Origin of the sequence: Pseudomonas sp. P135 (assembly GCF_020312125.1) — a bacterium.
Taxonomy (GTDB): Bacteria; Pseudomonadota; Gammaproteobacteria; order Pseudomonadales; family Pseudomonadaceae; genus Aquipseudomonas; species Aquipseudomonas fragariae.
The window spans coordinates 149,519-166,036 of sequence record NZ_JAGPYR010000011.1 but is presented as its reverse complement, the minus strand read 5'-3'; the positions used below and the strand labels follow the sequence as shown (position 1 = coordinate 166,036).

General features: G+C 60.2%; 16 protein-coding genes. 8 read left to right on the top strand and 8 right to left on the bottom strand.

Annotated features, from left to right (window positions below; translation table 11 throughout):
* Window positions 1–384: 384 nt before the first annotated feature.
* Window positions 385–564, top strand: a complete 180-nt coding sequence (locus KBY08_RS17750; protein ID WP_002554613.1) for a hypothetical protein — start codon at window positions 385–387, stop codon at window positions 562–564.
* Between the two features lie 78 nt (window positions 565–642).
* Here KBY08_RS17750 and KBY08_RS17745 read toward each other — a convergent pair whose 3' ends face one another.
* The 5 genes from KBY08_RS17745 to cysM form a co-directional block, all read right to left on the bottom strand.
* Window positions 643–1,182, bottom strand: coding sequence for a DUF2058 domain-containing protein (locus tag KBY08_RS17745; RefSeq protein WP_003407712.1), 540 nt, complete (start codon window positions 1,180–1,182; stop codon window positions 643–645).
* A gap of 30 nt (window positions 1,183–1,212) precedes the next feature.
* Complete coding sequence (mazG, locus tag KBY08_RS17740; RefSeq protein ID WP_011268591.1) at window positions 1,213–2,046, bottom strand: nucleoside triphosphate pyrophosphohydrolase; 834 nt, start codon at window positions 2,044–2,046, stop codon at window positions 1,213–1,215.
* A gap of 114 nt (window positions 2,047–2,160) precedes the next feature.
* Entirely contained in the window at window positions 2,161–4,404 is a 2,244-nt protein-coding gene (gene relA / locus KBY08_RS17735) for a GTP diphosphokinase (RefSeq protein WP_011268592.1), read from the bottom strand.
* A 156-nt stretch (window positions 4,405–4,560) separates the two neighbouring features.
* A complete protein-coding gene (gene rlmD, locus KBY08_RS17730; RefSeq protein WP_111522790.1) occupies window positions 4,561–5,916 on the bottom strand; it encodes a 23S rRNA (uracil(1939)-C(5))-methyltransferase RlmD in 1,356 nt (451 codons plus the stop codon).
* Window positions 5,916–6,818, bottom strand: coding sequence for a cysteine synthase CysM (cysM, locus tag KBY08_RS17725; protein WP_003407727.1), 903 nt, complete (start codon window positions 6,816–6,818; stop codon window positions 5,916–5,918). Before cysM ends, rlmD begins: the two co-directional genes overlap by 1 nt.
* A 250-nt stretch (window positions 6,819–7,068) precedes the next feature.
* On the opposite strand from cysM, the gene KBY08_RS17720 reads away from it, so the two are divergent.
* The 3 genes from KBY08_RS17720 (at window position 7,069) to KBY08_RS17710 (ending at window position 10,744) form a co-directional block, all read left to right on the top strand.
* The gene (locus tag KBY08_RS17720; RefSeq protein WP_011268595.1) at window positions 7,069–9,822 is read left to right on the top strand and encodes a response regulator; all 2,754 of its coding nucleotides are present in this window, start codon (window positions 7,069–7,071) and stop codon (window positions 9,820–9,822) included.
* A gap of 80 nt (window positions 9,823–9,902) precedes the next feature.
* Window positions 9,903–10,340 (top strand): hypothetical protein, encoded by a 438-nt coding sequence (locus KBY08_RS17715; protein WP_003407729.1) that lies wholly within the window; start codon window positions 9,903–9,905, stop codon window positions 10,338–10,340.
* Window positions 10,337–10,744: an META domain-containing protein gene (locus KBY08_RS17710; RefSeq protein ID WP_003407731.1), complete on the top strand. Its 408-nt coding sequence runs from the start codon at window positions 10,337–10,339 to the stop codon at window positions 10,742–10,744. The genes KBY08_RS17715 and KBY08_RS17710 overlap by 4 nt, the downstream gene beginning before the upstream one ends.
* A 170-nt stretch (window positions 10,745–10,914) precedes the next feature.
* On the opposite strand, the gene KBY08_RS17705 is transcribed toward KBY08_RS17710, so the two are convergent.
* A complete protein-coding gene (locus KBY08_RS17705) occupies window positions 10,915–11,382 on the bottom strand; it encodes a TlpA disulfide reductase family protein (RefSeq protein WP_011268596.1) in 468 nt (155 codons plus the stop codon).
* Window positions 11,383–11,510: 128 nt separating this feature from the next.
* Between KBY08_RS17705 and arsC the strand changes: the two genes are divergently transcribed.
* The 3 genes from arsC (at window position 11,511) to KBY08_RS17690 (ending at window position 13,237) form a co-directional block, all read left to right on the top strand.
* Window positions 11,511–11,864 (top strand): arsenate reductase (glutaredoxin), encoded by a 354-nt coding sequence (gene arsC / locus KBY08_RS17700; protein ID WP_024659880.1) that lies wholly within the window; start codon window positions 11,511–11,513, stop codon window positions 11,862–11,864.
* Window positions 11,861–12,466 carry an NAD(P)H:quinone oxidoreductase gene (wrbA, locus tag KBY08_RS17695; RefSeq protein ID WP_003418197.1) on the top strand — a complete coding sequence of 202 codons (606 nt, stop codon included), beginning with the start codon at window positions 11,861–11,863 and terminating at the stop codon, window positions 12,464–12,466. The genes arsC and wrbA overlap by 4 nt, the downstream gene beginning before the upstream one ends.
* A 99-nt stretch (window positions 12,467–12,565) precedes the next feature.
* A complete protein-coding gene (locus KBY08_RS17690) occupies window positions 12,566–13,237 on the top strand; it encodes a DNA-3-methyladenine glycosylase I (RefSeq protein ID WP_024652778.1) in 672 nt (223 codons plus the stop codon).
* 6 nt (window positions 13,238–13,243) lie between these two features.
* Here KBY08_RS17690 and ttcA read toward each other — a convergent pair whose 3' ends face one another.
* Window positions 13,244–14,068 (bottom strand): tRNA 2-thiocytidine(32) synthetase TtcA, encoded by an 825-nt coding sequence (ttcA, locus tag KBY08_RS17685; protein ID WP_011268597.1) that lies wholly within the window; start codon window positions 14,066–14,068, stop codon window positions 13,244–13,246.
* Window positions 14,069–14,262: 194 nt separating this feature from the next.
* Between ttcA and KBY08_RS17680 the strand changes: the two genes are divergently transcribed.
* Window positions 14,263–14,757 (top strand): SprT family zinc-dependent metalloprotease, encoded by a 495-nt coding sequence (locus KBY08_RS17680; RefSeq protein ID WP_111522791.1) that lies wholly within the window; start codon window positions 14,263–14,265, stop codon window positions 14,755–14,757.
* 66 nt (window positions 14,758–14,823) lie between these two features.
* Here KBY08_RS17680 and KBY08_RS17675 read toward each other — a convergent pair whose 3' ends face one another.
* Window positions 14,824–16,176 (bottom strand): dicarboxylate/amino acid:cation symporter, encoded by a 1,353-nt coding sequence (locus tag KBY08_RS17675; protein ID WP_003407743.1) that lies wholly within the window; start codon window positions 16,174–16,176, stop codon window positions 14,824–14,826.
* Window positions 16,177–16,518: the final 342 nt, after the last annotated feature.

The following is a 16,518-nucleotide window of genomic DNA, read 5'->3' as shown; positions in this document are numbered from 1 at the left end:
AGTCCTGTGGAATACAGAATGCAGGCCGCCAAGGCAGCGTAGGTGGATAATTGTCCAACCTTCGGGGGTCACACCACTCCAGCGTGGGAATGCAGGTCTCGACGCTCTGCGTCGTCAATGAGGACGCGGAGCGTCTGGAACGGCGTTTTCACGTGCGTTCGGACAGCCTCGAAGCACATGAAACATCCTTCATTTTGCCTCCACCGCGCTGTAAGCCTCGCCATGCAAGGGCTGCAGAAGATCGATCAGTTTCTGACCACTGGGGAACCTGAACAGGCTATTTACTTAGGCAGCTAACAAATCCTATAAAAGAGTCCTGCGACACATCGCCGCAGTATCCAGAGGCCTGACCATCAAGGCCATCAAAGTCAGGAGCTTACTACTATGACTGTCAGAGTTACTGAACGCGACGACGCCCACCTCTCTCACGAAGCCGTTGCCGACGGCATCCAGATCTGGGATGTGCACCAACAGGACCAACTGGTAGGCATGTTCCACGTTGAGTCCGATGCCCTTCGCTACAAGGAAGAGCTGGAAGCGCTGGAAAGCCAGGGCAACCACTGAACAATTCTCAGAACAGGAAAAGACAAAACCCGCTGAATGCGGGTTTTGTTTTGACAACGCAATGACCGCGCCGTGGGCTTACCACATCAGATCGTCAGGCACCTGATACGCCGCGTACGGGTCGTCTGCATCCGGCGCTTCGGTCGGGGTGTTGAGCAGCACGATACGACGCGGGTCACGCTCCTGGATCTTCAGCGCAGCCTCACGCGGAATGATCTCGTAACCGCCGCCGTGGTGAACGATGGCCAGTGAACCGCTGCTGAGCTTGTTGCGCACCATGGCGTTGACCGGGATGCGCTTGACCTTCTTGTCGTCAACGAAGTTGTAGTAATCCTCGGTGATCAGCTTGGGCAGGCGCGACACTTCGATCAGTTGCTTGACCTGAGCGGTACGGGCTTTCTGCTCGACCTTCTCCTGCTGCTGACGGTTCAGCTCCTGGTCACGCCTGGCCTTCTCGGCCATAGCCTCCTGGGCCGCACGCTTTTGCGAGTCATCGGCCTGAGCCTGACCCTTGTGCACCAGACGCTGCTCTTTCTGCTTTTCTTTGCCGACCTGCTTGGCCTGCTTTTGGTTGACCAGACCTGCCTTGAGCAACTGATCGCGAAGGGAAAGGCTCATTGTCTACTCACTTATACCGTTACCGCACACTCAGCCGCAGCCGGGTGTGCTCTTTTCCTGACGTTTGGCTTCGCCCCACAACGCGTCCATTTCTTCGAGCGAGCACGCTTCGATAGGACGCTGCAGGTGACGCAAAGCCTGTTCAATGAATCGGAAGCGTCTGTCGAATTTGCTATTGGCCGAGCGTAGCGCAGTTTCCGGGTCGACCTTGAGGTGTCGGGCCAGGTTGACGACGCTGAACAGCAGGTCGCCGACTTCCTCGGCGATGCCCTCGGCGTCATTGTCGACCATGGCCTCGAGAATTTCATCGAGTTCTTCACGCACCTTGTCGACCACCGGCAAGGCCGCAGGCCAATCGAAACCCACTTGCGCTGCACGCTTCTGCAGTTTGGCCGCACGACTCAACGCGGGCAAGGCCCGGGGCACGTCGTCGAGCAGCGACAACTGCTCGGGCACACCGGCCTTTTCGGCACGCTCCTCGGCCTTGATTTCGTCCCAACGACGATTGACCTGCTCGTCGGTCAGGCGCGGCGTTTCTGCCGGCGCGTACAGCTCGCCGGTCGGAAACACGTGCGGATGGCGACGCAGCAACTTGCGGGTAATACCGTCGATCACATCGTCGAATTCAAACCGGCCTTCCTCTTTGGCCAACTGTGCATAGAAGACCACCTGAAACAGCAGGTCTCCCAGTTCACCCTTCAGATGGTCGAGGTCGCCCTGTTCGATGGCATCAGCCACTTCATAGGCTTCTTCCAGCGTGTGCGGCACGATGCTGGCGTAGGTCTGCTTCAGGTCCCACGGGCAGCCGAACTGCGGATCACGCAGCCGGGCCATGAGGTGCAGCAGGTCTTGAACTGTATACATAGGCTTCCTTCGGTCGCAGCGGTTTAGCTTCAAGCTTCAAGCTGCAAGCCACCGCAATCCGCTTTAGCTTTAGCTTGCAGCTTGCAGCTTGCAGCTTATAGCTTATAGCCGCCCCTAGGGCGTCCTGTTCCTGCGCGTTTCAATGATGTTCGGCAGCTGGGAAATGCGCCCCAGCAACCGCCCCAGCGCGTCCAGACCCGGAATCTCGATGGTCAGGGACATGAGCGCTGTGTTGTCTTCCTTGTTCGAACGGGTATTGACCGCCAGCACGTTGATCCGCTCGTTAAGCAGCACCTGGGTGACGTCCCGGAGCAAGCCGGAACGGTCGTAGGCACGGATGATGATGTCCACCGGATAGGTGAGCACCGGCACCGGCCCCCAGCTGACCTGAATGATCCGCTCGGGCTCGCGACCGCCCAATTGCAGCACCGAAGCGCAATCCTGACGGTGAATGCTGACGCCACGCCCCTGAGTGATATAACCGACGATCGCATCGCCCGGCAGTGGCTGGCAGCAGCCGGCCATCTGCGTCATCAGGTTGCCGACGCCCTGAATCTGAATATCGCCACGCTTGCCGGGCTTGTAGCCGGTGGCCTTGCGCGGGATCAGCTCCAGCTGTTCATTGACGCGATCAGGCTCAACCTGCTGCTGAGCCAGGTTGACCAGTTGCGCCAGACGCAGATCGCCCGCGCCCAATGCCGCAAACATGTCGTCGGCGGTCTTGTGATTGGCCTTGTCCGCCAGCTTGTCGAAATCGACCTGCGGCAACGCCAGGCGCGCCAGTTCGCGTTCGATCAGGGTTCTGCCGGCGGCAACGTTCTGGTCGCGAGCCTGCAACTTGAACCAGTGAACGATCTTGGCCCGCGCGCGCGAGGTGGTGATGTAGCCCAGGTTCGAGTTCAGCCAGTCGCGGCTCGGCGTACCGTGCTTGCTGGTGATGATCTCGACCTGCTCGCCGGTCTGCAGGCTGTAGTTGAGCGGTACGATGCGGCCATTGATCTTCGCACCCCGGCAGTTATGGCCGATTTCGGTGTGCACCCGATAGGCGAAGTCCAGCGGTGTCGCGCCCTTGGGCAGGTCGATGGCGTGGCCGTCCGGGGTGAAGACGTAGACGCGGTCGGGCTCGATATCAACCCGCAACTGATCGGCCAGACCGCCGATGTCGCCCAGCTCCTCATGCCATTCGAGCACCTGACGCAGCCAGGAAATCTTCTCTTCGTAATGATTGGAGCCGGATTTGACGTCGGTGCCTTTATAGCGCCAGTGCGCACAAACGCCCAGCTCGGCCTCTTCATGCATGGCGTGGGTGCGGATCTGCACTTCCAGCACCTTGCCTTCCGGCCCGATCACGGCGGTGTGCAGCGAGCGATAGCCGTTTTCCTTGGGGTTGGCGATGTAATCGTCGAACTCTTTGGGAATATGCCGCCACAAGGTGTGGACGATACCCAGCGCGGTGTAGCAGTCGCGCATTTCCGGGACCAGCACACGCAACGCACGCACGTCATAGATCTGGCTGAACGCCAGGCCCTTGCGCTGCATTTTGCGCCAGATGGAGTAGATATGCTTGGCACGACCGCTGATGTCAGCGGTCACGCCGGTGGCCTGCAGCTCGTTATCGAGTTGAGACATGACGTCGCTAATGAAGCGCTCGCGGTCCAGCCTGCGTTCATGCAGCAGCTTGGCGATCTGCTTGTATTGATCGGGCTCCAGGTAGCGGAAGGACAGGTCCTCCAGCTCCCACTTGATATGCCCGATACCCAGGCGGTGGGCCAGTGGCGCATAGATGTCGAAGACTTCGCGAGCCACACGGTTGCGTTTTTCGTCGTCGGCATTCTTCACCGCACGAATCGCGCAGGTACGTTCGGCCAGCTTGATCAGCGCAACGCGAACGTCGTCGACCATCGCCACCAGCATCTTGCGCAGGTTTTCCACCTGCGCCTGACTGCCGAGCACCAATGACTGACGAGGGCTGAGGCTGGCGCTGATCGCGGCCATGCGCAGCACGCCGTCGATGAGTTTGGCGACCGTTGCGCCAAAGCGCTGCTCGACGTCCGGCAGCGCAATGAGACCTTCACGCACGCCACGGTAAATGACCGCAGCGACCAGCGAGTCCTGATCCAGCTTGAGGTCAGCCAGGATCTCCGCGATTTCCAGACCGGTCTGGAAACTGGAGGTGCCCTCTGCCCAATGATTCTTGTGAGCCTTGTCGGTCTGCTCGGCTTCCCGGGCAAATTCACAGGCCTTTTTCATGACTTCCCGGTCCAGGACCAGGTCGACGCTGACAATATGATCGAGCCACGCGTCGAGATTGATACTGCCGTCTGTGTTTATCGGCTGGTTCGCTCTCACCTGTACCATGCTGCTTACCTTCCCTACGGCGCGATGAATAGCGCCATCAGTCGCCAGCCTTCTGAGCGAATGCCACTTGCCGGGCAAGCAAGGACCGGCATTCGCGGGCCAGTCGGATTAAATGAGATTCCTTGTCAGCAACGAACTCGTTCCAGTGAACGCCGCTCACTTACTCATTTCAAATAAAGCCATCGCCTCGACATGCGCCGTCTGAGGAAACATATCGAGGATTCCGGCACGTTTTAATCGGTAGCCCTGACGGATCAGTTCGACCGCGTCACGAGCCAAAGTTGCCGGGTTGCATGAAACATAAAGCAGTCGCCGGGCCCCCGTCTTTCTGATCTGGCGGACCACTTCAAAGGCTCCGTCACGCGGTGGGTCCAAGAGTACCGCAGAAAACCCCTCTGCCGCCCAGTCGGCCTGTGTCAGCGGCTGGGAAAGATCCGCCTGAAAAAACCGCACATTGTGCAGATCATTACTCATTGCGTTGACGGCTGCACGCTCGACCATGGTCGCAACGCCTTCGACCGCCACCACGTCCCTGGCCAGCCCCGCCAGTGGCAAGGCGAAATTGCCCAGACCACAGAACAGATCCATGACACGCTCATCTTTTGCAGGCGCCAGCCATTGCAGGGCCTGCTCGATCATCGCGGTATTGACCGCCGCGTTGACCTGAATGAAATCTCCCGGTCGCCAGGCCAGTTGCAGGTTCCACGGCTCCAGCCGGTAGCCCAGCGTATCGCCGGGGCTGGCCGGTTGCGGCTCGCCTTCGCCGTGTAGCCACAGCTGCGCGTCGTGCCTGGAGCAAAACGCCTGCAACAGCGCCAGGTCGGCCTCGGCAAGCGACGCGGTGTGGCGCAACAACACGGCAGTCGCAACCCCACTGAACAGCTCGACGTGACCCAGCACCTGCGGCTTGCTGAAACTTTTCAGCATGCCAGGCAACTCATTCATGATCGGTTGCAAGGCTTGTACCAGCACTGGACAGTGTTCGATGCTGACGATGTCCTGGCTGGCGGCTGCGCGGAACCCCACATCCAGCCTTTTGGCCTTGGCATCCCAGCGAACCGCGACCCGCGCGCGTCGGCGATAGGCCAGCTCGGCACCACTCAAAGGTGCCGCCCATTCATCCGGCACCACGTTCGCCACGCGCATCAACTGCTCGGCGAGCATGCGCTGTTTCAGGGCAAGCTGTTCCTCATGGGGCACATGCTGAACACTGCAGCCGCCGCAGCGACCGAAATACTCACAGGCCGGAGCGCGACGCATGGCGCTGGCAGTGAACACCCGCTCGGTGCGCGCCTCGACGACCTTGCCGCGCGCATTAAGTACGCGCGCCTCGACCTCTTCGCCCGCCAGACTGCCGGCGACAAACCAGGTTTTACCCTCGAGAAAGGCGATACCGCGACCGTCGTCGGACAGCCGCTCAATGGTCAGCCGCTGCTTTTTACCGGCAGGAATCTGTACGGTTTTAACGCCGCCCGCAGGCTGAAAGCGCAAACCTCTTTCATGCTTGGCCATCAGTTGGGCGAATCATAGACGCCGGTCGACAGGTAACGGTCGCCTCGGTCACAGATGATCGCCACAATCACGGCGTTTTCGACTTCACGGGAAATACGCAATGCCCCGGCGACCGAGCCACCGGACGACACGCCACAGAAGATGCCTTCTTCGCGAGCGAGGCGGCGCATGGTGTCTTCGGCTTCGCTCTGGCCCATGTCGATGATGCGGTCGACACGGTCCGACTGATAGATTTTCGGCAGGTATTCCTGCGGCCAGCGGCGAATACCGGGGATCGAAGCGCCCTCCATCGGTTGCAGACCGACGATCTGCACGTCGGGGTTCTGCTCCTTGAGGTAGCGCGAGGTGCCCATGATGGTGCCGGTGGTGCCCATCGAACTGACGAAATGGGTCACGGTACCGCCCGTCTGCCGCCAGATTTCCGGACCGGTGGACGTGTAATGCGCCTCGGGGTTGTCGCCATTGGCAAACTGATCGAGCACCTTGCCACGGCCTTCGGCCTGCATGCGCTCGGCCAGATCACGGGCACCTTCCATGCCGTCATCCTTGCTGACCGAAATCAGCTCGGCGCCATAGGCGGTCATCGCGGCCTTGCGTTCGGCACTGGAGTTGTCCGGCATGATCAGAATCATACGGTAGCCCTTGATCGCCGCAGCCATGGCCAGCGCGATTCCGGTATTGCCGGAGGTGGCTTCGATCAGCGTGTCACCCGGATGGATCTGGCCGCGCAACTCGGCGCGGGTGATCATCGACAAGGCCGGGCGGTCTTTTACCGAACCAGCGGGGTTGTTACCTTCGAGTTTCAACAGGAGGGTATTGCTGGTATTACCCGCCATGCGTTGCAGACGCACCAGCGGGGTGTTGCCGACGCAATCGGCAATGGTTTGATACTGCAGGGTCATGGCGTCTTCGCAATCCAGACTGCGGGGGGTGCCTATCATAACGGCAAACGGCCAAAGCCCATATCACGCAAAGTGCGCTGCTTATTCCCAAAAAGAATAACCACCGATTTTTCCGCTGCCACCCCGCCCTGCATAGAGAGTTAGGTGCCCATGCCGACGGTAAATGGCTAAACTCATCCCCTTGTGCCGATACAGCAAGGCAGCCGATGCCTGATATCGACGGACTGATACGTGTTGCCGGAGGAAGAGCGTGCTGACCAAGCTGGGTATAAAAGGCCGTGTGCTGCTACTGACTATTTTGCCTGCCAGCCTGATGGCGGCGATGCTCGGTGGCTATTTCACCTGGATGCAGTTGAGCGAACTGCAAAGCCAGCTGCTGCAACGCGGCGAAATGATCGCCCAGGATCTGGCGCCCCTTGCCGCCAATGCACTGGGGCGCAAGGACAAAGTGCTGCTCAGTCGCATCGCCACCCAGACGCTGGAGCAGACCGACGTGCGCGCCGTGTCGTTTCTCGACACCGATCGCACGGTACTGGCCCACGCCGGGCCGACCATGATCAGCCCGTCGCCGATTGGCAGCGGGTCGCAGTTGCTCAGCTCGACCGGCACCGACGCCACGCGCTACCTGCTGCCGGTATTCGGCAGTCAACGCCACCTGACCAGCCCGATCATTCCTGCCGAAGCCGACACCCTGCTGGGCTGGGTCGAGCTTGAAATATCCCATAATGGCACGCTGCTGCGCGGCTACCGAAGCCTGTTTGCCAGCCTGCTGCTGATCCTCACCGGGCTGGCGTTCACCGCAACCCTCGCGGTACGCATGAGCCGCACCATCAACGGGCCGATGAGCCAGATCAAACAGGCCGTGTCGCAACTCAAGGACGGCAATCTGGAAACCCGTCTGCCACCGCTGGGCAGCCGCGAGCTGGACGAGCTGGCGTCGGGCATCAACCGCATGGCGGCGACGCTGCAGAACGCACAGGAAGAACTGCAACTGAGCATCGATCAGGCGACCGAGGATGTCCGGCAGAATCTGGAGACCATCGAAATCCAGAACATCGAACTGGACCTGGCCCGTAAGGAAGCGCTTGAAGCAAGCCGGATCAAGTCGGAGTTCCTGGCCAACATGAGCCATGAAATCCGCACGCCGCTCAATGGCATTCTGGGCTTCACCCATTTGCTGCAGAAAAGCGAACTGACGCCGCGCCAGTTCGACTACCTGGGCACCATCGAGAAGTCCGCCGACAACCTGTTGAGCATCATCAACGAGATTCTCGACTTCTCGAAGATCGAGGCCGGCAAGCTGGTGCTCGACAATATCCCGTTCAACCTGCGCGACCTGTTGCAGGACACCCTGACCATCCTCGCCCCGGCGGCGCACGCCAAGCAGCTGGAACTGGTCAGTCTGGTGTACCGCGATACGCCACTGGCGCTGTCCGGCGACCCGCTGCGTCTGCGGCAGATCCTGACCAATCTGGTCAGCAACGCGATCAAGTTCACCCGCGAAGGCACGATCGTCGCGCGCGCCATGCTCGAAGATGAAACCGAAGAGCACGCGCAACTGCGCATCAGTGTGCAGGACACCGGGATCGGCCTGTCCAGTCAGGATGTGCGAGCGCTGTTCCAGGCCTTCAGCCAGGCCGACAACTCGCTCTCGCGCCAACCGGGCGGTACCGGACTGGGTCTGGTGATCTCCAAGCGCCTGATCGAACAGATGGGCGGTGAAATCGGTGTCGACAGCACACCGGGCGAAGGTTCGGAATTCTGGATCAGCCTGAAACTGCCCAAGGCCCGCGAAGACAAGGAAGAATCACTCAATATTCCGCTCGGCGGCCTGCGCGCCGCAGTGCTTGAACATCATGACCTGGCGCGTCAGGCGCTGGAGCATCAACTGGAAGACTGCGGCCTGCAGACCATCGTGTTCAATAACCTGGAAAACCTGCTCAACGGCGTGACTGCAGCGCACGAGACGCCAGCGGCCATCGATCTGGCGGTACTTGGCGTGACGGCGCTGGAAATCTCTCCGGAACGGTTGCGCCAGCACATCTGGGACCTGGAAAACCTCAATTGCAAGGTCATGGTGCTGTGCCCGACCACCGAGCACGCGCTGTTCCAGTTGGCCGTCCACGATGTCTACACGCAACTGCAGGCCAAGCCCGCCTGCACGCGCAAACTGCAAAAAGCCCTGTCCGAGCTGATCGCGCCGCGAGCGGTGCGTGCCGACATCGGCCCGCCATTGTCGAGCCGTGCACCGCGAGTGCTGTGTGTGGACGACAACCCGGCCAACCTGCTGCTGGTGCAGACCCTGCTCGAAGACATGGGCGCTGAAGTGGTCGCTGTCGAGGGCGGCTACGCAGCGGTCAATGCCGTGCAACAGGAAGCGTTCGACCTGGTGTTGATGGACGTGCAGATGCCCGGCATGGACGGTCGGCAGGCTACCGAGGCGATCCGCGCCTGGGAGGCCGAACGCAACCAGAGCTCGCTGCCGATCGTGGCCCTCACCGCGCATGCGATGGCCAATGAAAAACGCTCACTGCTGCAAAGCGGTATGGACGACTACCTGACCAAGCCGATCAGCGAACGGCAGCTGGCGCAGGTGGTGCTCAAGTGGACCGGGCTGGCGCTGCGCAACCCTGCGCCGGAACGCCAGAATGAAGCGCTCGAGGTGCACGTCGGGCCGCTGGTGCTGGATCATGAAGAAGGGTTGCGCCTGGCTGCGGGCAAGGCGGATCTCGCCGCCGACATGCTGGCCATGCTGCTGGCCTCCCTGGACGCTGACCGCGAAGCCATTCGTGTGGCGCGTGCCAACCAGGATGTACACGCCTTGATCGAACGCATCCACCGTCTGCACGGCGCAACGCGTTATTGCGGCGTTCCCCAGCTGCGCAGTGCCTGCCAACGCGCCGAAACCCTGCTCAAGCAGAACGCCCCGCACACCGAAGAGGCCCTTAACGATCTGGACAAGGCCATCATTCGCCTGGAAGCCGAGGCGCGGGTCATGGCTTGAGCGTGCGGCGCGACACCTTTCGTGCCTGACGCTCCAGCGTGGGCGGAGCATGTTAGGATGCGCGCAATTTTGGAGGACCCATGGTCGAACACGATTTTCGCTACAGCATGCTCAACCCCCAGCACACACTGACCGAATGCCGCACGCTGGCGCCCGGTCGCTACCAGGTCACCGGCAACGGCGGCTCGATTCACGACAACGACCAGTTGCTGGTGACCATCAAAGGCAGCAAAAGCCTGCACATGCGCCTCACCGTCGAGAAAGTCCGGCACCTGATCAACCCGCCCGGCCAGTGGATTGCGGTGGCTAAAGGCCCGGTATTCGACGAGTTGGCGATCCATCAGTGGAAAGTGCATTGCGACAGCTGCGCCGCCGAACTGAACTTCGAGTTCATGGTAGAGAGCAAGCTGGGCGTCAAGGCGCAGAAACCGGCCGCTACCGCGCGCATCGCGGAGCTGGGCTGGAAAACCGATGGCGAGAAGCACTTCTGCAAGAAGTGCCAGGAGAAAGCGGCATGAAACAGTTTGCGCTCCTGAGCCTGATCGGCGGCGCGCTGCTGGTTGGTTGTACTGCTGACCCGCTGCCGATCCAGCAGGATCACAGCTATGTAACCGAGTGGATCGGCGAACGTCCGCTGATCGATAACAGTCGCTTGACCATGACGCTGGGTGCCGATGGCCGGGCGTATGGCAATGCGGGCTGCAACCATTGGTTCGCGCCCTATACGCTGAACGATCACAGCATCAGTTTCGGCCCGCTGGGCAGGACGCGCAAGATGTGTGCGCCGGCGTTGATGGAGCAGGAGCAGCGTTTTATCAAGGCGATGAGCAGTGTGCAGCGCTGGGATATCTCGCCCATCGAGCAGTTGCGTCTGTGGCCAACGCAGGGCAAGCCGTTGCGTTTCTGGCTGGAAGATAGCTGATTGTAACTATCGTGCCGAAGCTCAGCGTAACTTGCGACGCAGAGCGTCTAGAACTGCATTCCCACGCTGGAGCGCAGGGAACGATCACTATCGTGCGACGCTCCGCGTCGCATGCCGTTCTGGACGCTCCGCGTCCTCGTTGCTACGCCAAGCGTCGAAAATCGATCCGATCAGCCCTCGCCGCGCAGTGTCTTGAGCTTCTGGATCACGGTCGCGGCTGATTGTTCGCCGAGCAGTTGTTCGCGCATTTTGCCCTTGTCGTCGATGATGTAGGTCACCGGCAGCGCCTCGGAGGGCGGCAGGCTGTATTGCTCGGCTGGGTCCTGAGCGAGCACGGTGAATTTGATGCCCAGTGCATTGGCAGCGTTTTTCAGTTCGTCGCCCTGCAGGTTGTCGAAGTTGACCCCCAGCACGGTGACTTTCTGGTCCTTGAGCTGTTCGGACAATGCATTGAACTCCGGAACCTCTGTACGGCAGGGGCCACACCATTCGGCCCAGTAGTTGACCACCAGCCAGTGCCCCTTGATGCGTTCGCTGGCGACCTTCTGGCCATTCTGATCATTGCCCAGGTCCACGCCACATCCGCTGAGCAGCAAGCTGCCGAAAAGTATCACCGCTGCTGTTAATCGCCTTGCCATTTGCTTGTTTCCTCGCCCCGTTCAACCTGCAATTACTTATACCCACGCCACGACTATTGACCATTCGATATGTCGGACAGTGCCATCGCTGGTTAGAATACGCCACCCACACAAGATGCGACGAGCAAATGACCGATCTGACGCTGTATCACAACCCGCGCTGCAGCAAGTCCCGCGGCGCGCTGGAACTGCTTCAGGCCCGCGGCCTGACGCCGGACATCGTCCTGTACCTGGAAACCCCGCCCGACGCCGACAGTGTGCGCGACCTGCTCGGCAAGCTGGGCATCGGTGCCCGGCAACTGCTGCGTACCGGCGAGGACGATTACAAGCAACTCAATCTGGCCGACCCGAGCCTGAGCGACGAGCAGCTGATCGCCGCCATGGCCGCTCACCCCAAACTCATCGAACGACCGATTCTGGTCGCTGGCGACAAGGCTGTCATTGGCCGCCCACCCGAGAACATTCTGGAGCTGCTGCCGTGAGCACACCCTACATTCTGGTCCTTTATTACAGCCGCAACGGCTCCACCAGCGAAATGGCCCGGCAGGTTGCCCGCGGCATCGAACTGGGCGGCATGGAAGCGCGGTTGCGCACCGTGCCCGCCGTTTCCGCCGACTGCGAAGCGACCGCCCCCGAGATTCCGGAAAGCGGCGCGCTGTACGCGACCCTCGACGACCTGAAAAACTGCTCCGGCCTGGCACTGGGCAGCCCGACGCGCTTCGGCAACATGGCCGCGCCGCTGAAATACTTCCTCGACGGCACCAGCAACCTGTGGCTGACCGGCGCACTGGTCGGCAAACCGGCTGGCGTCTTTACCTCCACTGCCAGCCTGCACGGCGGTCAGGAAACCACGCTGATGTCGATGCTGCTGCCCCTGCTCCACCACGGCATGCTGATCATGGGCCTGCCCTATAGCGAATCGGCGCTGCTGGAAACCACCGGGGGTGGCACGCCCTACGGTCCCAGCCATCACGCAGGTGCCGACGGCAAGCGCGCGCTGGACCGTCATGAAACCGACCTGTGCCGCGCACTGGGCCAGCGTCTGGCCAGGACCGCGGTGCAACTGGACGCGCCGCGCAGTTGAACCGGCAGAACGCCGGGGGCTTTCAGTTAAATCGTAAACTTGCAGGGCAAGGGTCGGTCTGACCCCTTGTCCTGCCTGTTGAATTTCTTTGGAGAACCGATGCACGACTACAAATGGCTGAACGAGTATTGCCTGAATCGATTCGGCTCCGCCAAAGCTCTGGAAGCTCATCTGCCCTCCCCCAAGACACCCAGACAACTGCAAGCCATCAGCGCCGACCGCTACCTGTCGACCATGGCCCTGCGGGTTTTCCGCGCAGGCCTGAAACACAGCCTGGTAGACGCCAAATGGCCAGCGTTCGAGGAAGTGTTCTTTCGCTTCGACCCGGAGAAAGTCGTGCTGATGGGCGCCGATCATCTGGAGCGACTGATGCAGGACGCGCGCATCATTCGTCACCTGGGCAAGCTCAAGAGCGTGCCGCGCAACGCGCAGCTGATTCTGGACATCGAGCAGGAGCATGGCAGTTTCGGCACGTTCATCGCCGAATGGCCGGTCGATAACATCACCGGCCTGTGGCAGTACATCGCCAAACACGGCAACCAGATGGGCGGCCTGTCAGCGCCGCGCTTTCTGCGCATGATCGGCAAGGACACCTTCATTCCGACCTGGGATGTGGTTGCCGCCCTGAACGCGCAGGATATCGTCGACCGTGTGCCGAGCAGCAAACGCGATCAGGCGATCGTGCAGGACGTCTTCAACCAGTGGCACGCAGAAAGCGGTCGGCCGATGTGCCAGCTGTCAGCCATGCTGGCGTTCACCGTCAACCACTGAGCATTGTCAGATATTCACCACATTGACGAACCGTGATGCTGCGGTTTCGTCGATGCGCAGATTGGTGAAGTCGAACAGGTTGCGATCGGCCAGCTGCGAGGGCTGCACGTTCTGCAGGGCGCGGAAGATGCTCTCCGTGCGGCCCGGTGTCTTGCGCTCCCAGTCCTGCAGCATCTCCTTGACCACCTGACGCTGAAGGTTTTCCTGCGAGCCGCAGAGGTTGCACGGGATGATCGGAAACTGCTTGAGGTCCGAGTAGGCCTGGATGTCCTTCTCGTGGCAGTACGCCAACGGACGAATCACCACGTTGCGGCCGTCATCGGCACGCAGCTTGGGCGGCATGGCCTTGAGCGAGCCATTGAAGAACATGTTGAGAAAGAATGTCTCGACGATGTCGTCACGGTGGTGCCCGAGCGCCATCTTGGTGGCGCCGATCTCGTCAGCGAAGGTGTACAGCGTGCCGCGACGCAGCCGTGAACACAGGGAGCAGGTGGTCTTGCCTTCCGGGATCAATTCCTTGACCACTGAATACGTGTCTTTCTCGACGATGTGGTACTCGATACCCAGTTCTTTCAGATAGGCAGGCAGCACGTGTTCAGGGAAGCCGGGCTGCTTCTGGTCCATGTTGACCGCCACGATGTCGAACTTGATCGGCGCGACCTTCTGCAGGTGCATCAGCACGTCGAGCATGGTGTAACTGTCCTTGCCGCCGGACAGGCAAACCATGACCTTGTCACCCTCTTCGATCATATTGAAGTCGGCAACCGCTTCGCCGGCCAGCCGACGCAGACGTTTCTGCAGTTTGTTCTGATTGACTGAAAGGGTGCCCATGTATGGAAATATCCGCTGACGATAGCTTGAGAAAAGCCGGGCATTTTACCCGTAACCGACCATTCGTTAAATATGCTGCGATCGTGCTGTTCAGACAGGCGAACAGACTGGAGCAAAAATGACCACCGGGCGGCTGGCGTGTTCAGAGCTTAGCCACATTGCGGCATACTTGGCGCACTGGAGAACCCTAAAGCATGCCCGACCAACTCAATTCACGCGTCGAAACCTGTTACCAACAAGCCGAAGCCTTCTTCAAGCGCACCTTCAAACGCCCGGTGGTCAGTTTCCAGTTGCGCGGTCAGAAGGCCGGTGTCGCTCACCTGCATGAAAATCTCCTGCGCTTCAACCCGCAGCTTTACAAGGAAAACGCCGAAGACTTCCTGCGCCAGACCGTGCCCCACGAAGTCGCGCACCTGATCGCCCATCAGCTGTTGGGTGGCAGCATCCAGCCACATGGCGAAGAATGGCAATTGATCATGCGCGGCGTCTATGAACTGCCGCCCAATCGCTGCCACACCTACGCGGTCAAGCGGCGCAGTGTGATCCGTTACATCTACCGCTGCCCGTGCCCCGACAGCGACTTCCCGTTCACCGCGCAGCGTCATGGCATGGTTCGCAAAGGACGGCGCTACCTGTGCCGCCGCTGCCGCGAGACGCTGGTGTTCAGCGGCGAGACGCGCACGGAATAGTCCTCCGATAAACAGCAGGCATAAAAAAACCCATCCGAAGATGGGTTTTTTATGGCCTGAAGGGTATCAGACGGTTTTGGTGGTGTTCACTGCAGCGCCTGGAGTCGGGCCTTCGGCAACGCCGAGGTCGTCTTCAGGGCGGGTTTCCAGAATGGCAGAGCCACCGGAAGCCAGCTCAGACTGCAGCTTGTCGGTGTCCAGCTCGCCGACCCACTTGGCAACCACAACGGTGGCAACAGCGTTACCGACCAGGTTGGTCAGGGCGCGGGCTTCGGACATGAAGCGGTCGATACCCAGAATCAGCGCCAGACCGGCTACCGGCAGATGGCCTACGGCCGACAGGGTCGCAGCCAGTACGATAAAGCCGCTACCGGTTACGCCGGCAGCACCTTTGGACGACAGCAGCAGTACCAGCAGCAGGGTGATCTGATGCGTGATGTCCATGTGCGTGTTGGTCGCCTGAGCGATGAACACGGCGGCCATGGTCAGGTAGATCGACGTACCGTCCAGGTTGAACGAGTAGCCCGTCGGGATAACCAGACCGACCACAGACTTCTTGGCACCCAGGCGCTCCATCTTGATCAGCATGCGCGGCAGGGCCGATTCCGAAGAAGAAGTACCCAGTACGATCAGCAGCTCTTCACGGATGTAGCGAATCAGCTTGAAGATGCTGAAGCCGTGAGCGCGGGCGATCGCGCCCAGTACAAACACGACGAACAGTGCGCAAGTGATGTAGAAGCAGATCATCAACTGACCCAGTTGCACCAGCGAGCTCACGCCGTAGGCACCGATGGTGAAGGCCATGGCACCGAACGCACCCAGCGGGGCCAGTTTCATGATCATGTTGATGATGTTGAACATCACGTGGGCGAAGCGATCGATGAAGTCCAGAACCGGCTTGCCGTAGGCACCCAGGCGATGCAGCGCGAAGCCGAAGATCACCGAGAACATCAGGACTTGCAGGATATCGCCGTTGGCAAACGCGCCGACGATGGTGTTCGGAATCACGTTGAGGATGAAGCCGACGATGCTCTGGTCCTGACCGGCAGTGACGTAGGCAGCGATCTTCGAAGCGTCGAGCGTGCTGACGTCGATATTCATGCCGGCACCCGGCTGAACCACGTTGACCACGATCAGACCGATCAGCAGGGCGATGGTCGAAACGATCTCGAAATACAGCAGCGCATAACCGCCGGTCTTGCCGACCGACTTCATGCTCTGCATGCCAGCGATACCACTGACGACGGTACAGAAGATGATCGGGGCAATAACCATCTTGATCAGTTTGATGAACCCGTCACCCAGCGGTTTTAACGCCTTGCCGGTGTCCGGGTAGAAATGACCGATCAGGATACCGATGACAATCGCAACGATTACCTGAAAATAGAGGGATTTGTAGATGGGCTGACGAGTCGTCATTGCAGTTTTCCTCAAGGGCGTCGTCGAGCATCTTCACCTGATGCACGCGAGCCTATAAAGCGCTAACCCTCCTGCACTGGAGGGATTTGTTTTGTCGAGCTGCGCAAGGCAGGTCTCTGCCATGTAGATAGCAATACGCGTGCCATGGAGTCATTTTGATATCAAACCCCCGCATTACAAGGCGCACACTGGTAACGGTAGTCGGGATTCAACAGGAGAGGTGGCGGTTTTCCGCCGTATGGTGGGAAAAATGAGCACACAGTGGCGGGTATCCGCCTTCTTTCGGCAGTGACGGGAGCGCTCGGTGACGCGCAGAGGTGTGACGCAGAGCGTCACGAACGG